Here is an 18802-nt window from a genome sequence, read left to right on the forward strand (position 1 = left end):
TTACTTGGAGTAAAGCTCGACGATCAGGTGTTCGTTAATGTCCGCAGACAGATCAGAACGTTCTGGCTGACGCTTGAACGTACCTTCCATCTTGCCAGCATCAACTTCCAGCCAGGTTGGCTTTTCACGCTGCTCAGCCAGCTCCAGAGCGGCTTTCACGCGAGATTGCTTTTTCGCTTTCTCACGAATGCTAACAACGTCATTCGCTTTAACCTGATAAGAAGCGATGTTAACAACACGACCGTTTACCATGATTGCTTTGTGGCTAACCAGCTGGCGTGATTCAGCACGAGTAGCGCCGAAGCCCATACGGTATACAACGTTGTCCAGACGACCTTCCAGCAGAGCCAGCAGGTTTTCACCTGTGTTGCCTTTCAGACGTGCTGCTTCTTTATAGTAGTTACGGAACTGACGCTCCAGCACACCGTAGATACGGCGAACTTTTTGCTTTTCACGCAACTGCACACCATAGTCAGACAGACGCGGTTTACGCGCACCGTGCTGGCCAGGAGCTTGTTCAATTTTACACTTGGTATCGATCGCGCGAACGCCAGACTTAAGGAATAAGTCGGTGCCCTCACGACGGCTCAGCTTGAGCTTAGGACCCAAATATCTTGCCATTTTCTATCTCCAACTAACCTAAAAAACGAGCGTTATACGCGACGTTTTTTCGGCGGACGACAACCGTTATGAGGGATCGGAGTCACATCAGTAATATTAGTGATGCGGAAACCAGCGGCGTTCAGAGCGCGAACAGTAGATTCACGACCCGGACCCGGACCTTTAACCATAACTTCCAGATTCTTGATGCCGTATTCTTTTACGGCTTCTGCGCAACGCTCTGCTGCAACCTGAGCTGCAAACGGAGTGGATTTGCGAGAACCACGGAAACCGGAACCACCGGCTGTTGCCCAACCCAATGCGTTACCCTGACGATCAGTAATAGTAACGATGGTGTTGTTGAAAGAAGCATGGATATGAGCCACGCCGTCAGAGACTTGTTTTCTTACACGTTTACGTGCACGAATTGGTGCCTTTGCCATTATTCAATCACCCCGATTATTTCTTGATCGGTTTGCGCGGACCCTTACGGGTACGTGCGTTGGTCTTAGTACGCTGACCGCGCACTGGCAGACCACGACGATGACGCAAACCGCGATAGCAACCAAGATCCATCAGGCGCTTGATGCTCATGCTGATTTCACGGCGCAGATCACCTTCAACGACAAATTTGGCAACTTCGTCACGCAGCGTGTCGATTTGTCCTTCAGACAGCTCACTGATCTTAACATCTTCAGCGATACCCGCTGCAGCCAGGATGGCTTTAGAACGGGTCTTGCCGATGCCGTAGATCGAAGTTAATGCGATCACAGCATGTTTCTGATCAGGAATGTTAATGCCTGCTATACGGGCCACTATGCACTCCTACTATTTAATATGTACGCACCATGCTGAAAAGCCCGTTTTCAGGATACTCAAATGGAAACGTACAGACATACAAAAGATTGGCTGGCTAATCTAGCCAGCTCAACCCAACTTTGCAAGAAAAATATGCGAAATAATCAGCCTTGGCGCTGTTTATGCTTCGGCTCGGCACTGCAAATCACACGGATGACACCATCACGCTTAACGATTTTGCAGTTACGGCATAATTTCTTGACGGAAGCACGAACTTTCATTTTTACTCTCCGTAACTTCTCAGGCGACCAATTAGCGGCCGTAGCCTTTCAGGTTCGCCTTCTTCAATGCAGACTCATACTGACTGGACATCATCAGAGTTTGCACTTGAGCCATAAAGTCCATAATCACGACAACAACGATAAGCAGTGAGGTCCCACCGAAGTAGAACGGTACTTTCATTGCATCACGCATGAACTCCGGGATCAGGCAGATAAAAGTAATATAAAGCGCACCAACCAAAGTCAGGCGAGTCATTACTTTATCGATATACTTCGCCGTTTGCTCTCCCGGACGAATTCCTGGTACAAATGCACCGGACTTCTTCAGGTTATCTGCTGTTTCACGCGGGTTGAAGACCAACGCCGTGTAGAAGAAACAGAAGAAGATGATCGCAGACGCATAGAGTAACACATAAAGTGGTTGCCCAGGCTGCAAATACAGCGAAATTGTTGTCAGCCAGTTCCAACCAGTACCGCCCCCGAACCATGAAGCGATGGTTGCCGGGAACAGAATAATACTGGAAGCGAAGATCGCCGGGATTACCCCTGCCATATTCACTTTCAGCGGCAAATGTGTGCTCTGTGCAGCATAGACACGACGACCCTGCTGACGTTTCGCGTAGTTCACCACAATGCGGCGTTGACCACGTTCAACGAAGACAACAAAGAACGTCACTGCAAATACTAATACTGCAACCAACAGCAACAGGAGGAAGTGCAGGTCGCCTTGACGCGCTTGCTCGATAGTATGGGCGATGGCTGGCGGGAGACCCGCAACAATACCGGCGAAGATAATGATTGAGATACCGTTACCGATACCACGTTCAGTAATCTGTTCGCCGAGCCACATCAGGAACATTGTCCCTGTGACCAGACTAACAACAGCGGTGAAATAGAATGCAAAGCCTGGGTTTAAGACCAGGCCCTGCATACCAGGCATATTCGGAAGACCGGTAGCAATACCGATCGACTGGAATATTGCCAGCACCAGAGTACCGTAGCGGGTGTACTGACTAATCTTACGACGTCCAGACTCCCCTTCTTTCTTCAGTTCTGCCAGGGCCGGATGAACGACCGTCAGCAGCTGGATAATAATGGATGCCGAAATATACGGCATAATACCCAGCGCGAAGATAGAAGCACGGCTGAGAGCACCACCAGAGAACATGTTAAACATTTCAATGATGGTGCCTCGCTGTTGCTCAAGCAGTTTGGCAAGTACAGCGGCATCGATACCAGGGATCGGAATAAAAGAGCCAATACGGAACACAATCAGCGCGCCGATTACAAACAGCAGTCTGCGTTTCAGCTCACCAAATCCACCTTTGGCACTTTGAAAATCTAATCCCGGTTGCTTAGCCATCTGCTACTTATTCCTCAATTTTACCGCCAGCAGCTTCGATAGCAGCACGAGCACCTTTAGTAACACGCAGGCCACGAACAGTTACCGGAGTAGAAACTTCACCAGCCAGGATCACTTTCGCGAACTCGATCTGGATACCGATAATGTTAGCTGCTTTCAGCGTGTTCAGGTCTACAACGCCGCCTTCAACTTTCGCCAGGTCAGACAGACGGACTTCCGCTGTGATCGCTGCTTTGCGAGAAGTGAAGCCGAACTTCGGCAGACGACGGTACAGTGGCATCTGGCCACCCTCGAAACCGCGACGTACGCCACCGCCAGAACGAGAGTTCTGACCTTTGTGACCACGACCACCGGTTTTGCCGAGGCCAGAACCGATACCACGACCCAGGCGTTTACCCGCCTTTTTAGAGCCTTCGGCCGGAGACAGAGTATTTAAACGCATCTCTTACTCCTCAACTTTAACCATGAAGTAAACCGCGTTGACCATACCGCGAACAGCAGGAGTATCCTCGCGCTCAACGGTATGACCAATACGACGCAGACCCAGGCCAAGCAGCGTTGCCTTGTGTTTCGGCAGACGACCGATTGCACTGCGGGTTTGAGTGATTTTAATAGTCTTTGCCATGGTCAATTACCCCAGAATTTCTTCAACGGATTTACCACGCTTGGCAGCGACCATTTCTGGAGAATTCATATTTTCCAGGCCATCAATAGTTGCACGAACCACGTTGATCGGGTTGGTGGAACCGTATGCTTTAGCCAGAACGTTATGAACCCCAGCAACTTCCAGAACGGCGCGCATTGCACCACCGGCGATGATACCGGTACCTTCTGAAGCTGGCTGCATGAATACACGAGAACCCGTGTGAACACCTTTAACTGGGTGCTGCAGGGTGCCGTTGTTCAGCGCGACGTTAATCATATTGCGACGGGCTTTTTCCATCGCTTTCTGGATCGCTGCTGGAACTTCACGCGCTTTACCGTAACCAAAACCAACGCGACCGTTACCATCACCAACTACAGTCAGAGCTGTGAAGGAGAAAATACGACCACCTTTAACGGTTTTAGATACGCGGTTTACCGCGATCAGCTTTTCCTGCAGTTCGCCAGCTTGTTTTTCGATGTGAGCCATCTTACACCTCTACCTTAGAACTGAAGGCCAGCTTCACGGGCAGCATCTGCCAGTGCCTGGACACGACCATGATATTGGAACCCGGAACGGTCAAAGGATACATTGCTGATGCCTTTTTCCAGAGCGCGTTCAGCAACAGCTTTACCTACAGCTGCAGCAGCGTCTTTGTTACCGGTGTACTTCAATTGTTCTGCGATAGCTTTTTCTACAGTAGAAGCAGCTACCAGAACTTCAGAACCGTTCGGTGCAATTACCTGTGCGTAAATGTGACGCGGGGTACGATGTACCACCAGGCGAGTTGCACCCAGCTCTTTGAGCTTGCGGCGTGCGCGGGTCGCACGACGGATACGAGCAGATTTCTTATCCATAGTGTTACCTTACTTCTTCTTAGCCTCTTTGGTACGCACGACTTCGTCGGCGTAACGAACACCCTTGCCTTTATAAGGCTCAGGACGACGGTAGGCGCGCAGATCTGCTGCAACCTGGCCAATCAGCTGTTTATCAGCGCCTTTCAGCACGATCTCAGTCTGAGTTGGACATTCTGCAGTGATACCGGCCGGCAGCGGATGCTCAACAGGGTGAGAGAAGCCCAGAGACAGGCCTACTGCATTCCCTTTGATCGCTGCACGATAACCTACACCAACCAGCTGCAGCTTCTTAGTGAAGCCTTCGGTAACACCGATAACCATTGAGTTCAGCAGGGCACGCGCGGTACCAGCCTGAGCCCAGCCGTCTGCGTAACCATCACGCGGACCGAAGGTCAGAGCATTATCTGCATGTTTAACTTCAACAGCATCGTTGAGAGTACGAGTCAGCTCGCCGTTTTTACCTTTGATCGTAATAACCTGACCGTTGATTTTTACATCAACGCCGGCAGGAACAACGACCGGTGCTTTAGCAACACGAGACATTTTTTCCTCCGATTAGGCTACGTAGCAGATAATTTCGCCGCCAAGACCAGCCTGGCGCGCTGCACGATCAGTCATAACACCTTTAGAGGTAGAAACAACTGCGATACCCAGACCGGCCATAACTTTTGGCAGCTCATCTTTTTTCTTATAGATGCGCAGACCTGGGCGGCTGACACGCTGAATGCTTTCTACAACAGCTTTACCCTGGAAGTACTTAAGAGTCACTTCCAGTTCCGGCTTGGTGTCGCCTTCAACTTTAAAATCTTCAATAAAACCTTCGTCCTTCAGCACGTTGGCGATTGCCACTTTCAGCTTGGAGGAAGGCATGGTGACCGCAGCTTTATTCGCGGCCTGACCGTTACGGATACGGGTCAGCATATCCGCGATCGGATCTTGCATGCTCATCTGTCTTTACTCCCGTGATTCAATTGGTGACAATTACCAGCTAGCCTTTTTCAAGCCTGGCACTTCACCGCGCATGGCGGCTTCACGCAGCTTAATACGGCTCAACCCGAACTTGCCCACATAACCATGTGGACGACCTGTTTGACGGCAGCGGTTACGCTGACGAGACGGGCTGGAATCACGCGGCAGAGTTTGCAGCTTGAGAACTGCGTTCCAACGATCTTCGTCGGAAGCGTTCACATCAGAGATGATCGCTTTCAGTTCAGCGCGTTTAGCGAAGAATTTATCAGCTAAAGCTACGCGTTTTACTTCGCGTGCTTTCATTGATTGCTTAGCCATTCAGTAACCCTACCTTACTTGCGGAACGGGAAGTCAAAGGCAGCCAGCAGAGCACGGCCTTCTTCGTCAGATTTCGCAGTAGTGGTAATGGTAATATCCAAACCACGCACGCGGTCGACTTTATCGTAGTCGATTTCTGGGAAGATGATCTGCTCACGGACACCCATGCTGTAGTTACCACGACCGTCGAATGACTTAGCGGACAGGCCACGGAAGTCACGGATACGAGGTACAGCAATAGTGATCAGGCGCTCAAAGAACTCCCACATGCGTTCGCCACGCAGAGTTACTTTACAGCCGATCGGATAGCCCTGACGGATTTTGAAGCCTGCAACTGATTTGCGTGCTTTGGTGATCAGCGGTTTTTGACCGGAGATTGCTGTCAGGTCAGCTGCTGCGTTATCCAGCAGTTTCTTGTCAGCGATCGCTTCACCAACACCCATGTTCAGGGTGATCTTCTCGACCCGAGGGACTTGCATGACAGAATTGTAGTTAAACTCAGTCATGAGTTTCTTAACTACTTCGTCTTTGTAGTAATCATGCAGTTTCGCCATCGTACTACTCCAAATTACTTGATAGTTTCGCTGTTAGACTTGAAGAAACGGACTTTTTTGCCGTCTTCGAATCTAAAGCCTACACGGTCAGCCTTGCCGGTTGCCGCATTGAAGATTGCAACGTTAGAAACCTGAATAGCAGCTTCTTTTTCAACGATGCCGCCTGGTTGGTTCAGGGCCGGAACCGGCTTCTGATGTTTTTTAACCAGGTTGATACCTTCAACAATGACCTTGCCGGAAGACAGGACATTTTTTACTTTACCGCGTTTACCTTTATCTTTACCGGTTAACACGATAACTTCGTCATCACGACGGATTTTCGCTGCCATGATTCGCTCCTTAGAGTACTTCTGGTGCCAGAGAGATAATTTTCATGAACTTCTCAGTACGAAGTTCACGAGTTACCGGCCCAAAGATACGCGTGCCGATTGGCTGCTCGCTGTTATTGTTCAAAATAACGCATGCATTACCATCGAAGCGAATGACAGAACCGTCAGGGCGACGAACACCCTTCTTGGTGCGCACCACTACCGCTTTCAGCACATCACCTTTTTTGACCTTACCACGTGGAATTGCTTCTTTGATGGTGATCTTGATGATGTCGCCTACGCCTGCGTAGCGACGGTGCGAGCCACCCAGAACCTTGATACACATTACGCGACGTGCACCGGAGTTGTCGGCGACGTTCAGCATAGTCTGTTCTTGGATCATTTTAGTGCTCCGCTAATGTCAACTACTACCTGAGACTCTAAAATCAGAGCCGTTAAAAAGCCCCATATCGAGGGCGCGGCATTATAACACCGCTTCTGCAATATGGGTAGAAAAAATAAACGGCTCATCGCTGAGCCGTTTATTCGTATCGAGAACGGGTACTGTATTACAGAACCGCTTTCTCTACAACGCGAACCAGCGTCCAGGACTTAGTCTTGGACAGTGGACGGCATTCACGGATTTCAACCTTGTCGCCGATACCACATTCGTTGTTCTCGTCATGTACGTGCAGTTTGGTCGTACGCTTGATGAATTTACCGTAGATCGGGTGTTTCACAATGCGTTCGATAGCAACAACGATGGATTTCTCCATTTTGTCGCTAACAACACGACCTTGCAGAGTACGGATTTTATCGGTCATTACGCACCCGCCTTCTCAGTCAGTAAAGTCTTAACGCGTGCAACATTGCGACGCACTTGCTTCAGCAGGTGGGTCTGTTGCAGCTGGCCACTTGCAGCCTGCATACGCAGGTTGAACTGCTCGCGCAGCAGGTTCAGCAGCTCAGCGTTCAGCTCTTCAACGCTCTTTTCACGCAGCTCTTTTGCTTTCATTACATCACCGTCTTAGTTACAAAGGTGGTTTTGATAGGCAGTTTCGCTGCTGCCAGGCCGAAGGCTTCACGGGCCAGCTCTTCCGGAACACCGTCCATTTCATACAGGACTTTGCCCGGTTGGATCAAGGCAACCCAGTACTCCACGTTACCTTTACCTTTACCCATACGAACTTCCAGCGGCTTCTCGGTGATCGGTTTGTCCGGGAATACACGGATCCAGATCTTACCTTGACGCTTAACTGCACGGGTCATTGCACGACGTGCTGCTTCGATCTGACGTGCAGTCAGACGACCACGGCCAACAGCTTTCAGACCGAAAGTGCCGAAGCTAACATCCGTACCCTGCGCCAGACCACGGTTGCGGCCTTTGTGCACTTTACGGAATTTTGTACGCTTTGGTTGTAACATCAGCGACGCTCCTTATTTACGGCCTTTACGCTGCTGCTTTTTAGGTTGAGCAGCCGGTTTTTCCGGTTGTTCAACAGCAGCCATACCACCCAGGATCTCACCTTTGAAGATCCATACCTTAACGCCGATTACACCGTAAGTGGTGTGCGCTTCAGAGGTGTTGTAGTCGATGTCAGCACGCAGAGTGTGCAGCGGTACGCGACCTTCACGGTACCATTCGGTACGTGCGATTTCCGCGCCGCCCAGACGGCCGCTAACTTCAACTTTGATACCTTTAGCGCCCAGACGCATTGCGTTCTGTACAGCACGCTTCATAGCACGACGGAACATAACACGACGTTCCAGCTGAGAAGTGATGCTGTCAGCAACCAATTTAGCGTCCAGTTCAGGCTTACGAACTTCAGCGATATTGATCTGTGCAGGAACGCCAGCGATATCCGCTACGACCTTGCGCAGTTTTTCTACGTCTTCGCCTTTCTTACCGATAACGATGCCAGGGCGAGCAGTGTGAATAGTCACACGGATGCTCTTAGCTGGACGCTCGATAACGATACGAGATACAGACGCTTTAGCCAGTTCCTTCGTCAGGTACTGACGTACTTTAAAATCGCTGTCCAGGTTGTCAGCGAATTCTTTGGTGTTCGCAAACCAGGTAGAGTTCCATGGTTTTACAATACCCAGGCGAATACCATTAGGATGTACTTTCTGACCCATTGCTAGTCTCCAGAGTCTCAGCGATCGGACACAACCACAGTAATGTGGCTGGTGCGCTTCAGGATGCGATCTGCACGACCTTTCGCACGCGGCATAATGCGCTTCATGCTTGGGCCTTCATCTACGAAAATTTTCGCGACTTTCAGATCGTCGATGTCAGCGCCATCGTTGTGTTCAGCGTTAGCAATGGCAGATTCCAGTACTTTCTTGACCAATACCGCAGCTTTCTTGTTGGTATAGGTCAGGATGTCCAGGGCCTGCGACACTTTCTTACCGCGAATCAGGTCAGCAACAAGGCGAACCTTCTGTGCAGAAGAACGAGCATGGCGATGTTGAGCTAAAGTTTCCATCTCTTCCTCCTACCTTATTTCTTCTTCGCTTTTTTATCAGCAGCGTGGCCGCGATAAGTACGAGTCGGTGCGAATTCACCCAGTTTGTGACCAACCATTTCGTCGGTAACAAAGACTGGAACGTGCTGACGACCATTATGGACAGCGATGGTCAAACCGATCATGTTAGGAAAGATCGTTGAACGACGGGACCAAGTGCGCAGGGGCTTCTTGTCTCCGCTTTCCACCGCTTTCTCTACCTTCTTCAGCAAGTGCAGGTCAATAAAAGGACCTTTCTTGAGAGAACGTGGCATGGCTTATCCTCTAAAATTATTTGCTACGGCGACGTACGATAAATTTATCAGTACGCTTGTTGCTGCGGGTCTTCTTACCTTTGGTCTGAACGCCCCACGGAGTTACCGGGTGCTTACCAAAGTTACGACCTTCACCACCACCATGTGGGTGGTCTACTGGGTTCATCGCAGTACCGCGAACGGTAGGACGAACACCACGCCAGCGTGCAGCACCAGCTTTACCCAGAACGCGCAGCATATGCTCAGCATTGCCAACTTCGCCCAGAGTAGCGCGGCAGTCTGCTTCGACTTTACGCATTTCACCAGAACGCAGACGCAGGGTGACATAAGCACCGTCACGCGCAACGATCTGAACGTAAGTACCCGCGGAACGCGCCAGCTGACCGCCTTTACCTGGTTTCATTTCTACGTTATGAACGGTAGAACCAACCGGGATATTGCGCATCGGCAGGGTGTTGCCTGCTTTGATTGCAGCATCAACGCCAGACTGAATCTGGTCGCCAGCTTTCAGGCCTTTAGGGGCCAGGATGTAACGGCGTTCGCCGTCTTTGTACAGAACCAGCGCGATGTTCGCGGAACGGTTCGGATCGTACTCAAGACGCTCAACAACTGCTGGGATACCGTCTTTGTTGCGTTTGAAGTCAACAATACGATAAGCCTGCTTGTGGCCACCACCGATGTGACGAGTGGTGATACGGCCATTGTTGTTACGACCACCGGATTTGCTGTTTTTTTCCAGCAACGGAGCAAAAGGTTTGCCCTTGTGCAGCTCAGGGTTAACCACTTTAACTACGTGGCGACGACCCGGAGATGTCGGTTTACATTTAACAACTGCCATTGTATTACTCCTCCGACTTACTCAGCGCCGCCAACGAAGTCCAGGTTCTGGCCTTCTTTCAGGGTGACGTAAGCTTTTTTCCAGTCGCTACGACGACCGATACGCTGTCCGTGACGTTTAACTTTCCCTTTAACTACCAGGGTGTTAACGACTTCGACTTCGACTTCAAACAGTTTCTGCACAGCAGCTTTGATCTCTGCTTTGGTCGCGTCTTTAGCAACTTTGAGAACGATGGTGTTTGTTTTTTCCATCGCAGTAGACGCTTTTTCAGAAACGTGCGGTGCGCGCAGCACCTTCAGCAGACGTTCTTCACGAATCATGCCAGCATCTCCTCAACTTGCTTAACAGCATCAGCAGTCATTACGACTTTGTCGAAGGCGATCAGGCTAACCGGGTCGATACCAGTCGCGTCGCGTACGTCAACCTTGTGCAGGTTGCGCGCGGCCAGGAACAGGTTCTCGTCCAGCTCACCGGTGATGATCAGCACATCTTCCAGAGCCATGTCTTTCAGTTTCTGTGCCAGCAGCTTAGTTTTAGGCGCTTCTACAGAGAACTTCTCGACAACGATCAGACGATCCTGACGTACCAGCTCGGACAGGATGCTTTTCAGCGCGCCGCGGTACATCTTTTTGTTAACTTTTTGACTGTGGTCCTGTGGACGCGCAGCGAAGGTCACGCCACCTGAACGCCAGATCGGGCTCTTGATAGAACCTGAACGCGCACGGCCGGTACCTTTCTGGCGCCATGGCTTTTTGCCAGAACCAGTTACTTCAGCACGAGTCTTCTGAGCACGAGTACCCTGACGAGCACCAGCTGCATAAGCAACAACAACCTGGTGAACCAGCGCTTCGTTGAAATCACGACCGAAGGTAGTTTCGGAAACAGTCAGCGCGCTCTGCGCGTCTTTCAATACTAATTCCATTGCTATCCCCTTACGCCTTCACAGCTGGTTTAACGATCAGGTCGCTACCGGTTGCACCCGGGACCGCACCTTTAACCAGCAGCAGGTTGCGCTCAGCGTCAACACGTACTACGTCCAGGCTCTGAACAGTTACACGTTCGTTGCCCAGCTGACCTGCCATTTTCTTGCCTTTGAACACTTTGCCCGGAGTCTGGTTCTGACCGATAGAACCCGGAACGCGGTGAGACAAGGAGTTACCGTGAGTAGCGTCCTGGGTACGGAAGTTCCAGCGCTTAACGGTACCAGCAAAACCTTTACCTTTAGAGGTACCGGTTACGTCAACTTTTTTAACGTCAGCAAACAGCTCAACGCTAATGTCCTGACCTACGGTGAACTCTTCGCCTTCAGCAAGACGGAATTCCCACAGACCACGGCCAGCTTCAACGCCAGCTTTAGCGAAGTGACCCGCTTCTGGTTTGGTTACACGGTTAGCTTTTTTAGCACCAGTGGTAACCTGAATAGCGCGGTAGCCATCGTTAGCCAGATCTTTAACCTGAGTAACGCGGTTTGCTTCAACTTCGATTACGGTTACTGGGATAGAAACGCCATCTTCAGTGAAGATGCGGGTCATACCCACTTTTTTACCGACTAAACCAATCATTGTTTCAACCTCTCAATCGCTCGATGACCTGATTAACCCAGGCTGATCTGCACGTCTACACCGGCAGCCAGATCCAGACGCATCAGAGCATCAACGGTTTTCTCAGTTGGCTCAACGATGTCAACCAGACGCTTGTGAGTGCGGATTTCGTACTGATCACGCGCGTCTTTGTTAACGTGCGGGGAGATCAGAACGGTGAAGCGCTCTTTGCGGGTCGGCAGCGGGATCGGACCACGGACTTGCGCACCAGTGCGCTTAGCAGTCTCGACGATTTCCGCGGTTGATTGATCGATCAGACGATGATCAAACGCTTTAAGGCGGATACGGATTCTTTGGTTCTGCATGAGACCAGAGCTCCAATTATTTTATAAACGAAAATGATTACTCCTCAAACCCATTACGATTGATGGGAGAGTGTAACCGTTCTTACGTAGCTCCCCAATTGGGAGCATTGTTGAGTAACAAAATGAGTCACTCCGGTTCAGATTGAACCCGCCGTCAATTACGACAAGCCCGCGCATTATACGTAAATCTGGGCAAGACGCAAGTGCCGTTTAGAATTTAAGCGCTAAAGGTGTACCTTGCGTAAGGCCTCGCACTGTTTTCTGCAATCCGTCCCCTTTCTTCTGTTCTTATGAAACCACTACGCAATTACATTTTTTGGCTATTGCCAGGCATTCGTGGTGTGGAGAGTATGCGCTGAAATTCACCTTGAGGTTTCGTTCATGCTTACTCTCCTCCCCTTCCTGCTCATCTATTTTGTTCTCTCATGTTTACTGGTGCGTGAAGATATTCGCTCAGGCATTCTCCCTGATAAATATCTCTGTCCCCTGTTATGGGCTGGTTTGCTCTATCAACTCTGTCTTCACCCTGATTTTCTGCCTGGCGCAGTGGTCGGGGCGATGGCAGGGTATGTCGGCTTTGCCATGATCTACTGGGGTTATCGGCTAATATTTCGCCGTGAAGGGATGGGCTATGGCGATGTGAAGTATCTTTCAGCGCTCGGTGCATGGCATGGTTGGTGCGTGTTGCCCGAACTGGCACTGGTTGCCGCACTATTGGCGCTGCTCTACCTTCTTATGACTTCGTTGTTCAACCCTGCCAGACGGACATTAAAAAACCCACTGCCTTTTGGGCCATTTCTGGCGGCAGCGGGTTTATGTGTAGGTTGGCAGACGCTGGTTAATCTTCCACTTTAATCTGCGACTGGAGATAGTTTTGCAGGCCAATTTTGCCAATGAGATCCAGCTCGGTTTCCAGCCAGTCGATATGCCCTTCTTCATCGGCCAGAATCTGGATCATCATATCGCGGCTAACGTAGTCATGGACGCTGTCTGCGTAGGCAATAGCTTCGCGAAGGTCTTTTGCGCCTTCAAGTTCAAGTCTGAGATCGGATCGCAGCATCTCTTCAACATCTTCACCGATGCCGAGTTTACCGAGGTCCTGCAGGTTGGGGATGCCTTCGAGAAATAAAATACGCTCGATATATTTATCGGCATGTTTCATCTCATCGATGGATTCGTGATACTCAACGTCGTTGAGGCGCATGAGGCCCCAGTTTTTAAACATTCTCGCATGGAGAAAATACTGATTGATTGCGACAAGCTCATTTCCCAATAATTTATTGAGATAACTTATGATTTTAACATCACCTTTCATTATATAGTCCCTCCGCTTCCACTCATTGAAGCGTAGATCGGGCTACAGGGATGTCAAAAAAAAGATGGGCGCTTACGCGATCTCTTTGTATTCCGGGATCTGCATCAGTTCATCCTGCATGATTTCACGCGCTGCGCGTACGCATTTACCGCATTGATTTCCCACTGGAACAAACTTGCGAAGTTGCTGGAAGGACTGTGGCTGAAACTGGCGAACGGCCTGACGTATTTTTTTGTCACTCACACCATTACATAAACAAACGTACATAAAGACTCCCGTTCAAAATATGCGCAAAGTGTAAGTGAGAATGGTTATGATTACAATAGCACAAACGCCAGTATACGGGGCGGGAGCAAACAAAAAATGCGAAAATTTGTGACAAATACACACGCTAATAAAACAAAAAAGGACGCCGAAGCGTCCTTTTTTTATTCGGGGATAATTAATTAGCCCAGAACTTTAGCAACAACGCCCGCGCCAACGGTACGGCCGCCTTCACGGATTGCGAAACGCAGACCGTCGTCCATCGCGATTGGGTGGATCAGAGTCACAACCATCTTGATGTTGTCACCTGGCATTACCATCTCTACGCCTTCTGGCAGTTCGATGGTACCGGTCACGTCAGTTGTACGGAAGTAGAACTGTGGACGGTAGCCTTTGAAGAACGGAGTATGACGGCCGCCTTCGTCTTTGGACAGGATGTACACTTCAGATTCGAACTTGGTGTGTGGCTTGATTGAGCCTGGCTTCGCCAGAACCTGACCACGTTCGATTTCTTCACGTTTGATACCACGCAGCAGAACACCAACGTTCTCACCAGCACGGCCTTCGTCCAGCAGTTTGCGGAACATTTCAACGCCAGTACAGGTAGACTTCGCAGTCTCTTTGATACCAACGATTTCAACTTCTTCACCCACTTTGATGATACCGCGCTCTACACGACCGGTAACAACGGTACCACGACCGGAGATGGAGAATACGTCTTCGATTGGCAGCAGGAATGGCTTGTCAATCGCACGCTCTGGTTCTGGGATGTAAGAATCCAGGTAGCCAGCCAGTTCGATGATTTTCTCTTCCCACTCTGCTTCGCCTTCCAGCGCTTTCAGAGCAGAACCACGAACGATTGGAGTATCGTCGCCTGGGAAATCGTACTGAGACAGCAGTTCACGAACTTCCATCTCTACCAGTTCCAGCAGCTCTTCGTCATCAACCATGTCGCATTTGTTCAGGAACACGATGATGTAAGGAACGCCTACCTGACGACCCAGCAGGATGTGCTCACGAGTCTGAGGCATTGGGCCGTCAGTCGCAGCTACTACCAGGATCGCGCCGTCCATCTGCGCAGCACCGGTGATCATGTTTTTAACATAGTCGGCGTGGCCTGGGCAGTCTACGTGTGCGTAGTGGCGAGTCGGGGTGTCATATTCAACGTGAGAGGTGTTGATGGTGATACCACGAGCTTTTTCTTCTGGTGCGTTATCGATCTGGTCGAATGCACGAGCAGAACCACCGTAGGTTTTAGCCAGAACGGTAGTGATTGCAGCAGTCAGGGTAGTTTTACCATGGTCAACGTGGCCGATAGTACCAACGTTGACGTGCGGTTTTGTACGTTCAAATTTTTCTTTAGACACGGCTATATTCCTTACTATAGTGCTCTCCCCTCAGGAGAGAGCACGGGACTTAGGTTTTAATCCTGTGGATTACTTACCACGGGCTTCAATAACGGCCTGAGCAACGTTGTTAGGCGCATCATCATACTTCAGGAATTCCATGGTGTATGATGCACGACCTTTGGTCAGAGAACGCAGCTGAGTTGCATATCCGAACATTTCAGACAGCGGAACTTCAGCGTGGATCTTAACGCCAGTTACTTCGGATTCCTGACCGCGCAGCATACCGCGACGACGGCTCAAGTCACCGATAACGTCACCGGTGTTCTCTTCAGGAGTTTCTACTTCAACCTTCATGATTGGCTCAAGCAGAACTGGTTTTGCTTTCTTAAAGCCTTCTTTAAAGGCAATAGACGCAGCCAGTTTAAACGCCAGTTCAGAGGAGTCAACGTCGTGGTAAGAACCGAAGTGCAGACGGATACCCATGTCAACAACCGGATAGCCAGCCAGAGGGCCCGCTTTCAGCTGTTCCTGGATGCCTTTATCAACGGCAGGGATGTATTCGCCAGGAATTACACCACCTTTGATGTCGTTGATGAACTCGTAACCTTTCGGGTTAGAGCCCGGCTCCAGTGGGTACATGTCGATCACAACGTGACCGTACTGACCGCGACCACCAGACTGCTTAGCGTGTTTACCTTCGATATCGGTAACTTTCGCGCGAATCGCTTCGCGGTAAGCAACCTGAGGTTTACCCACGTTCGCTTCAACGTTGAACTCGCGCTTCATACGGTCAACGATGATGTCCAGGTGCAGTTCACCCATACCTGCGATGATGGTCTGGTTAGATTCTTCATCAGTCCATACGCGGAATGATGGGTCTTCTTTCGCCAGACGGCCCAGAGCCAGACCCATTTTTTCCTGGTCAGCTTTGGTTTTTGGTTCAACCGCGATGGAGATTACCGGCTCAGGGAATTCCATACGCTCCAGAATGATCGGGTGATCCGGGTCACACAGGGTGTCACCGGTGGTCACGTCTTTCAGACCGATAGCTGCAGCGATGTCGCCCGCACGAACTTCTTTGATCTCTTCACGTTTGTTAGCGTGCATCTGTACGATACGGCCAAAACGTTCACGCGCCGCTTTCACGGAGTTCAGGATGGTGTCACCGGAGTTAACCACACCAGAGTAAACGCGGAAGAAGGTCAGGTTACCCACGAATGGGTCGGTAGCAATTTTGAACGCCAGTGCAGAGAACGGCTCGTCGTCGCTTGCGTGACGCTCAGCCGGAGTATCTTTACCGTCGTCCAGGATGCCGTTGATCGCAGGAACGTCAACCGGGGATGGCAGGTAGTCAACTACCGCATCCAGCATCGCCTGAACACCTTTGTTCTTGAACGCAGAACCACAGGTTACCAGGATGATTTCGTTGTTCAGAACACGCTGACGCAGAGCTTTTTTGATCTCTTCTTCAGACAGTTCTTCACCACCCAGGTATTTCTCCATCAGCTCTTCAGAAGCTTCAGCAGCGGATTCGATCAGGTTCTGGTGCCATTCGTCAGCCAGGTCCTGCATCTCAGCCGGGATATCTTCGTATTCGAAGGTAACGCCCTGGTCTGCATCGTTCCAGTTGATGGCTTTCATTTTCACCAGGTCGATAACGCCGGTGAAGCCTTCTTCAGCACCAATTGCCAGCTGCAGCGGAACAGGGTTCGCGCCCAGACGGGTTTTGATCTGACCAACAACTTTCAGGAAGTTAGCACCCATACGGTCCATTTTGTTAACGAACGCGATGCGTGGAACTTTATATTTGTTCGCCTGACGCCATACGGTTTCAGACTGTGGCTGAACACCACCAACTGCGCAATAAACCATTACCGCGCCGTCAAGAACACGCATGGAACGTTCTACTTCGATGGTGAAGTCAACGTGCCCTGGGGTGTCGATGATGTTTACGCGATGCGGTTCGTACTGCTTAGCCATACCTGACCAGAATGCAGTAGTCGCTGCGGAGGTGATAGTAATACCACGCTCCTGCTCCTGTTCCATCCAGTCCATGGTGGCTGCGCCGTCATGAACTTCACCGATTTTATGGTTTACACCGGTGTAGAACAGAATACGTTCGGTAGTAGTGGTCTTACCGGCGTCGATGTGCGCACTGATACCGATGTTACGGTAGCGTGCGATGGGTGTTGTACGAGCCATTTGATTCCTCGTTTGTTTCTTTAGGCGTTCAGTTAAGTAACCCAGAGCGGGCAGCTTCTCTGAAGCGCCCGCCTGGTGACTAATACTCCGAAGGGATTACCAACGGTAGTGTGCGAACGCCTTGTTGGCTTCTGCCATACGGTGAACGTCTTCACGTTTCTTAACTGCAGTACCTTTGTTTTCTGCAGCATCAGAAAGTTCGTTCGCCAGACGCAGAGCCATGGATTTATCACCGCGTTTACGAGCAGCTTCAACGATCCAACGCATTGCCAGGGCATTACGACGAACCGGACGAACTTCAACTGGAACCTGATAAGTAGAACCACCAACGCGGCGGGACTTAACTTCTACAGTTGGGCGAACGTTGTCGAGAGCGACTTCGAAAGCTTCCAGTTCATTTTTACCAGAACGCTGAGCCAGGGTCTCCAGCGCGCTGTATACGATTGCTTCTGCAGTAGATTTTTTACCATCTACCATCAGGATATTTACAAATTTTGCCAGCAGTTCTGATCCGAATTTCGGATCTGGAAGAATTTTACGCTGACCAATGACGCGACGACGTGGCATGGGAATACTCCGTTGTTAATTCAGGATTGTCCAAAACTCTACGAGTTTAGTTTGACATTAAGATAAATCAGTTTGGCCTTACTTAACGGAGAACCATTAAGCCTTAGGACGCTTCACGCCGTACTTGGAGCGAGCCTGCTTACGGTCTTTAACACCTGAGCAGTCCAGCGCACCACGAACGGTGTGGTAACGAACACCCGGAAGGTCTTTAACACGACCGCCACGGATCAGGATCACGGAGTGCTCCTGCAGGTTGTGACCTTCACCACCGATGTAGGAAGTCACTTCGAAACCGTTAGTCAAACGCACACGGCATACTTTACGCAGTGCGGAGTTTGGTTTTTTAGGAGTGGTGGTATACACACGAGTACATACACCACGTTTCTGCGGGCATGCTTCCAGCGCAGGCACGTTGCTCTTTGCAACTTTGCGTGCACGTGGTTTGCGTACCAGCTGGTTAACTGTTGCCATTAAATAGCTCCTGGTTTTAGCTTTTGCTTCGTAAACACGTAATAAAACGACCTCATACAATATGAGGACGCGAAATTTTAGGGCTACGTCGAAAAGGTGTCAAGAAATATACAGCGATCTCAAATCACCAGTTCATTTGACTGGCGTGCGTCACAGTAAGATTGACGAAATCAGTATAGCCAACCACGTCAATTTTGGCTGAAATTTGACCAGAAAGACCCCGCGCATCCAGATCGTCCTTTAGCGCAGAGACAGTTATGGGGGCATTCGTGAGGATTTCAACGAAACGGCTGCCTTCCAGCGCAGCAAGTACGCCATCCTGAATCAGCAGCAGGTCATCACCTTCGCGCAGCATGCTCAGTAGCGTGTCGATATCACATTGCCACGGTGAGCGGCTCAGGGTATGGAGCATGGCAG

34 protein-coding genes are annotated in these 18802 nt (G+C 50.3%); 1 reads left to right on the top strand and 33 read right to left on the bottom strand.

Going from position 1 to position 18802, the window contains the following annotated elements; all coding sequences use genetic code 11:
* The 26 genes from rpsD to rpsJ all read right to left on the bottom strand — a co-directional run bounded on the left by rpsD (position 1) and on the right by rpsJ (position 12217).
* Positions 1–621, bottom strand: coding sequence for a 30S ribosomal protein S4 (gene rpsD, locus ACQG19_RS22620; RefSeq protein ID WP_003863314.1), 621 nt, complete (start codon positions 619–621; stop codon positions 1–3).
* A gap of 32 nt (positions 622–653) precedes the next feature.
* A complete protein-coding gene (gene rpsK / locus ACQG19_RS22625) occupies positions 654–1043 on the bottom strand; it encodes a 30S ribosomal protein S11 (protein ID WP_003031137.1) in 390 nt (129 codons plus the stop codon).
* A gap of 16 nt (positions 1044–1059) precedes the next feature.
* Positions 1060–1416, bottom strand: coding sequence for a 30S ribosomal protein S13 (gene rpsM, locus ACQG19_RS22630; RefSeq protein WP_013099021.1), 357 nt, complete (start codon positions 1414–1416; stop codon positions 1060–1062).
* Positions 1417–1562: 146 nt separating this feature from the next.
* The gene (gene rpmJ, locus ACQG19_RS22635) at positions 1563–1679 is read right to left on the bottom strand and encodes a 50S ribosomal protein L36 (RefSeq protein ID WP_000868187.1); all 117 of its coding nucleotides are present in this window, start codon (positions 1677–1679) and stop codon (positions 1563–1565) included.
* Between the two features lie 31 nt (positions 1680–1710).
* Entirely contained in the window at positions 1711–3042 is a 1332-nt protein-coding gene (gene secY / locus ACQG19_RS22640) for a preprotein translocase subunit SecY (RefSeq protein WP_003863305.1), read from the bottom strand.
* A 7-nt stretch (positions 3043–3049) separates the two neighbouring features.
* The gene (gene rplO / locus ACQG19_RS22645) at positions 3050–3484 is read right to left on the bottom strand and encodes a 50S ribosomal protein L15 (RefSeq protein ID WP_013099022.1); all 435 of its coding nucleotides are present in this window, start codon (positions 3482–3484) and stop codon (positions 3050–3052) included.
* A 3-nt stretch (positions 3485–3487) separates the two neighbouring features.
* The gene (gene rpmD, locus ACQG19_RS22650) at positions 3488–3667 is read right to left on the bottom strand and encodes a 50S ribosomal protein L30 (RefSeq protein ID WP_003863301.1); all 180 of its coding nucleotides are present in this window, start codon (positions 3665–3667) and stop codon (positions 3488–3490) included.
* Between the two features lie 6 nt (positions 3668–3673).
* Positions 3674–4174, bottom strand: a complete 501-nt coding sequence (rpsE, locus tag ACQG19_RS22655) for a 30S ribosomal protein S5 (RefSeq protein ID WP_003863299.1) — start codon at positions 4172–4174, stop codon at positions 3674–3676.
* A 14-nt stretch (positions 4175–4188) separates the two neighbouring features.
* A complete protein-coding gene (rplR, locus tag ACQG19_RS22660; protein ID WP_013099023.1) occupies positions 4189–4542 on the bottom strand; it encodes a 50S ribosomal protein L18 in 354 nt (117 codons plus the stop codon).
* 9 nt (positions 4543–4551) lie between these two features.
* Entirely contained in the window at positions 4552–5085 is a 534-nt protein-coding gene (rplF, locus tag ACQG19_RS22665; protein ID WP_013099024.1) for a 50S ribosomal protein L6, read from the bottom strand.
* 12 nt (positions 5086–5097) lie between these two features.
* A complete protein-coding gene (gene rpsH, locus ACQG19_RS22670; protein WP_013099025.1) occupies positions 5098–5490 on the bottom strand; it encodes a 30S ribosomal protein S8 in 393 nt (130 codons plus the stop codon).
* A 33-nt stretch (positions 5491–5523) separates the two neighbouring features.
* Positions 5524–5829 (bottom strand): 30S ribosomal protein S14, encoded by a 306-nt coding sequence (gene rpsN, locus ACQG19_RS22675; RefSeq protein ID WP_013099026.1) that lies wholly within the window; start codon positions 5827–5829, stop codon positions 5524–5526.
* A gap of 14 nt (positions 5830–5843) precedes the next feature.
* Complete coding sequence (gene rplE / locus ACQG19_RS22680) at positions 5844–6383, bottom strand: 50S ribosomal protein L5 (RefSeq protein ID WP_001096202.1); 540 nt, start codon at positions 6381–6383, stop codon at positions 5844–5846.
* Between the two features lie 14 nt (positions 6384–6397).
* Positions 6398–6712, bottom strand: coding sequence for a 50S ribosomal protein L24 (gene rplX, locus ACQG19_RS22685; RefSeq protein ID WP_000729185.1), 315 nt, complete (start codon positions 6710–6712; stop codon positions 6398–6400).
* A 10-nt stretch (positions 6713–6722) separates the two neighbouring features.
* Positions 6723–7094, bottom strand: coding sequence for a 50S ribosomal protein L14 (gene rplN, locus ACQG19_RS22690; RefSeq protein WP_002919748.1), 372 nt, complete (start codon positions 7092–7094; stop codon positions 6723–6725).
* Positions 7095–7260: 166 nt separating this feature from the next.
* Positions 7261–7515: a 30S ribosomal protein S17 gene (gene rpsQ / locus ACQG19_RS22695; RefSeq protein WP_008503489.1), complete on the bottom strand. Its 255-nt coding sequence runs from the start codon at positions 7513–7515 to the stop codon at positions 7261–7263.
* Positions 7515–7706, bottom strand: coding sequence for a 50S ribosomal protein L29 (rpmC, locus tag ACQG19_RS22700; protein ID WP_013099027.1), 192 nt, complete (start codon positions 7704–7706; stop codon positions 7515–7517). Before rpmC ends, rpsQ begins: the two co-directional genes overlap by 1 nt.
* Positions 7706–8116 (bottom strand): 50S ribosomal protein L16, encoded by a 411-nt coding sequence (gene rplP, locus ACQG19_RS22705; protein WP_002919759.1) that lies wholly within the window; start codon positions 8114–8116, stop codon positions 7706–7708. The genes rpmC and rplP overlap by 1 nt, the downstream gene beginning before the upstream one ends.
* Positions 8117–8128: 12 nt before the next feature.
* Entirely contained in the window at positions 8129–8830 is a 702-nt protein-coding gene (gene rpsC, locus ACQG19_RS22710) for a 30S ribosomal protein S3 (protein WP_000529945.1), read from the bottom strand.
* Positions 8831–8847: 17 nt separating this feature from the next.
* Complete coding sequence (gene rplV / locus ACQG19_RS22715; RefSeq protein WP_002919773.1) at positions 8848–9180, bottom strand: 50S ribosomal protein L22; 333 nt, start codon at positions 9178–9180, stop codon at positions 8848–8850.
* Between the two features lie 14 nt (positions 9181–9194).
* A complete protein-coding gene (rpsS, locus tag ACQG19_RS22720; protein WP_001138117.1) occupies positions 9195–9473 on the bottom strand; it encodes a 30S ribosomal protein S19 in 279 nt (92 codons plus the stop codon).
* Between the two features lie 16 nt (positions 9474–9489).
* Positions 9490–10311 (bottom strand): 50S ribosomal protein L2, encoded by an 822-nt coding sequence (gene rplB, locus ACQG19_RS22725; RefSeq protein WP_000301859.1) that lies wholly within the window; start codon positions 10309–10311, stop codon positions 9490–9492.
* Positions 10312–10328: 17 nt separating this feature from the next.
* On the bottom strand, positions 10329–10631 hold the full coding sequence (gene rplW, locus ACQG19_RS22730) for a 50S ribosomal protein L23 (protein ID WP_000617546.1): 303 nt from the start codon (positions 10629–10631) through the stop codon (positions 10329–10331).
* Positions 10628–11233, bottom strand: a complete 606-nt coding sequence (gene rplD / locus ACQG19_RS22735; RefSeq protein WP_000424395.1) for a 50S ribosomal protein L4 — start codon at positions 11231–11233, stop codon at positions 10628–10630. Before rplD ends, rplW begins: the two co-directional genes overlap by 4 nt.
* Before the next feature lie 10 nt (positions 11234–11243).
* Positions 11244–11873 carry a 50S ribosomal protein L3 gene (gene rplC, locus ACQG19_RS22740; protein WP_003863274.1) on the bottom strand — a complete coding sequence of 210 codons (630 nt, stop codon included), beginning with the start codon at positions 11871–11873 and terminating at the stop codon, positions 11244–11246.
* A 32-nt stretch (positions 11874–11905) separates the two neighbouring features.
* Positions 11906–12217 carry a 30S ribosomal protein S10 gene (gene rpsJ, locus ACQG19_RS22745; protein ID WP_001181005.1) on the bottom strand — a complete coding sequence of 104 codons (312 nt, stop codon included), beginning with the start codon at positions 12215–12217 and terminating at the stop codon, positions 11906–11908.
* 381 nt (positions 12218–12598) lie between these two features.
* On the opposite strand from rpsJ, the gene ACQG19_RS22750 reads away from it, so the two are divergent.
* Positions 12599–13072: a prepilin peptidase gene (locus tag ACQG19_RS22750; RefSeq protein WP_057072483.1), complete on the top strand. Its 474-nt coding sequence runs from the start codon at positions 12599–12601 to the stop codon at positions 13070–13072.
* Here the strand turns inward: ACQG19_RS22750 and bfr are convergent.
* The 7 genes from bfr to tusB form a co-directional block, all read right to left on the bottom strand.
* Positions 13056–13532, bottom strand: a complete 477-nt coding sequence (gene bfr, locus ACQG19_RS22755) for a bacterioferritin (protein WP_013099029.1) — start codon at positions 13530–13532, stop codon at positions 13056–13058. The genes ACQG19_RS22750 and bfr overlap by 17 nt on opposite strands.
* 72 nt (positions 13533–13604) lie before the next feature.
* Positions 13605–13799: a bacterioferritin-associated ferredoxin gene (gene bfd / locus ACQG19_RS22760; RefSeq protein WP_008503493.1), complete on the bottom strand. Its 195-nt coding sequence runs from the start codon at positions 13797–13799 to the stop codon at positions 13605–13607.
* 179 nt (positions 13800–13978) lie between these two features.
* A complete protein-coding gene (tuf, locus tag ACQG19_RS22765; protein ID WP_023620081.1) occupies positions 13979–15163 on the bottom strand; it encodes an elongation factor Tu in 1185 nt (394 codons plus the stop codon).
* Between the two features lie 69 nt (positions 15164–15232).
* Positions 15233–17347, bottom strand: a complete 2115-nt coding sequence (gene fusA / locus ACQG19_RS22770; protein WP_029882142.1) for an elongation factor G — start codon at positions 17345–17347, stop codon at positions 15233–15235.
* A gap of 96 nt (positions 17348–17443) precedes the next feature.
* Positions 17444–17914, bottom strand: a complete 471-nt coding sequence (gene rpsG, locus ACQG19_RS22775) for a 30S ribosomal protein S7 (RefSeq protein WP_003861706.1) — start codon at positions 17912–17914, stop codon at positions 17444–17446.
* 96 nt (positions 17915–18010) lie between these two features.
* Positions 18011–18385 carry a 30S ribosomal protein S12 gene (rpsL, locus tag ACQG19_RS22780; RefSeq protein ID WP_000246815.1) on the bottom strand — a complete coding sequence of 125 codons (375 nt, stop codon included), beginning with the start codon at positions 18383–18385 and terminating at the stop codon, positions 18011–18013.
* Between the two features lie 124 nt (positions 18386–18509).
* A complete protein-coding gene (gene tusB / locus ACQG19_RS22785) occupies positions 18510–18797 on the bottom strand; it encodes a sulfurtransferase complex subunit TusB (RefSeq protein ID WP_013099033.1) in 288 nt (95 codons plus the stop codon).
* Positions 18798–18802 lie beyond the last annotated feature (5 nt).

This window comes from Enterobacter cloacae complex sp. 277I4 (genome assembly GCF_050031465.1).
GTDB classification, from domain to species: Bacteria; Pseudomonadota; Gammaproteobacteria; order Enterobacterales; family Enterobacteriaceae; genus Enterobacter; species Enterobacter cloacae.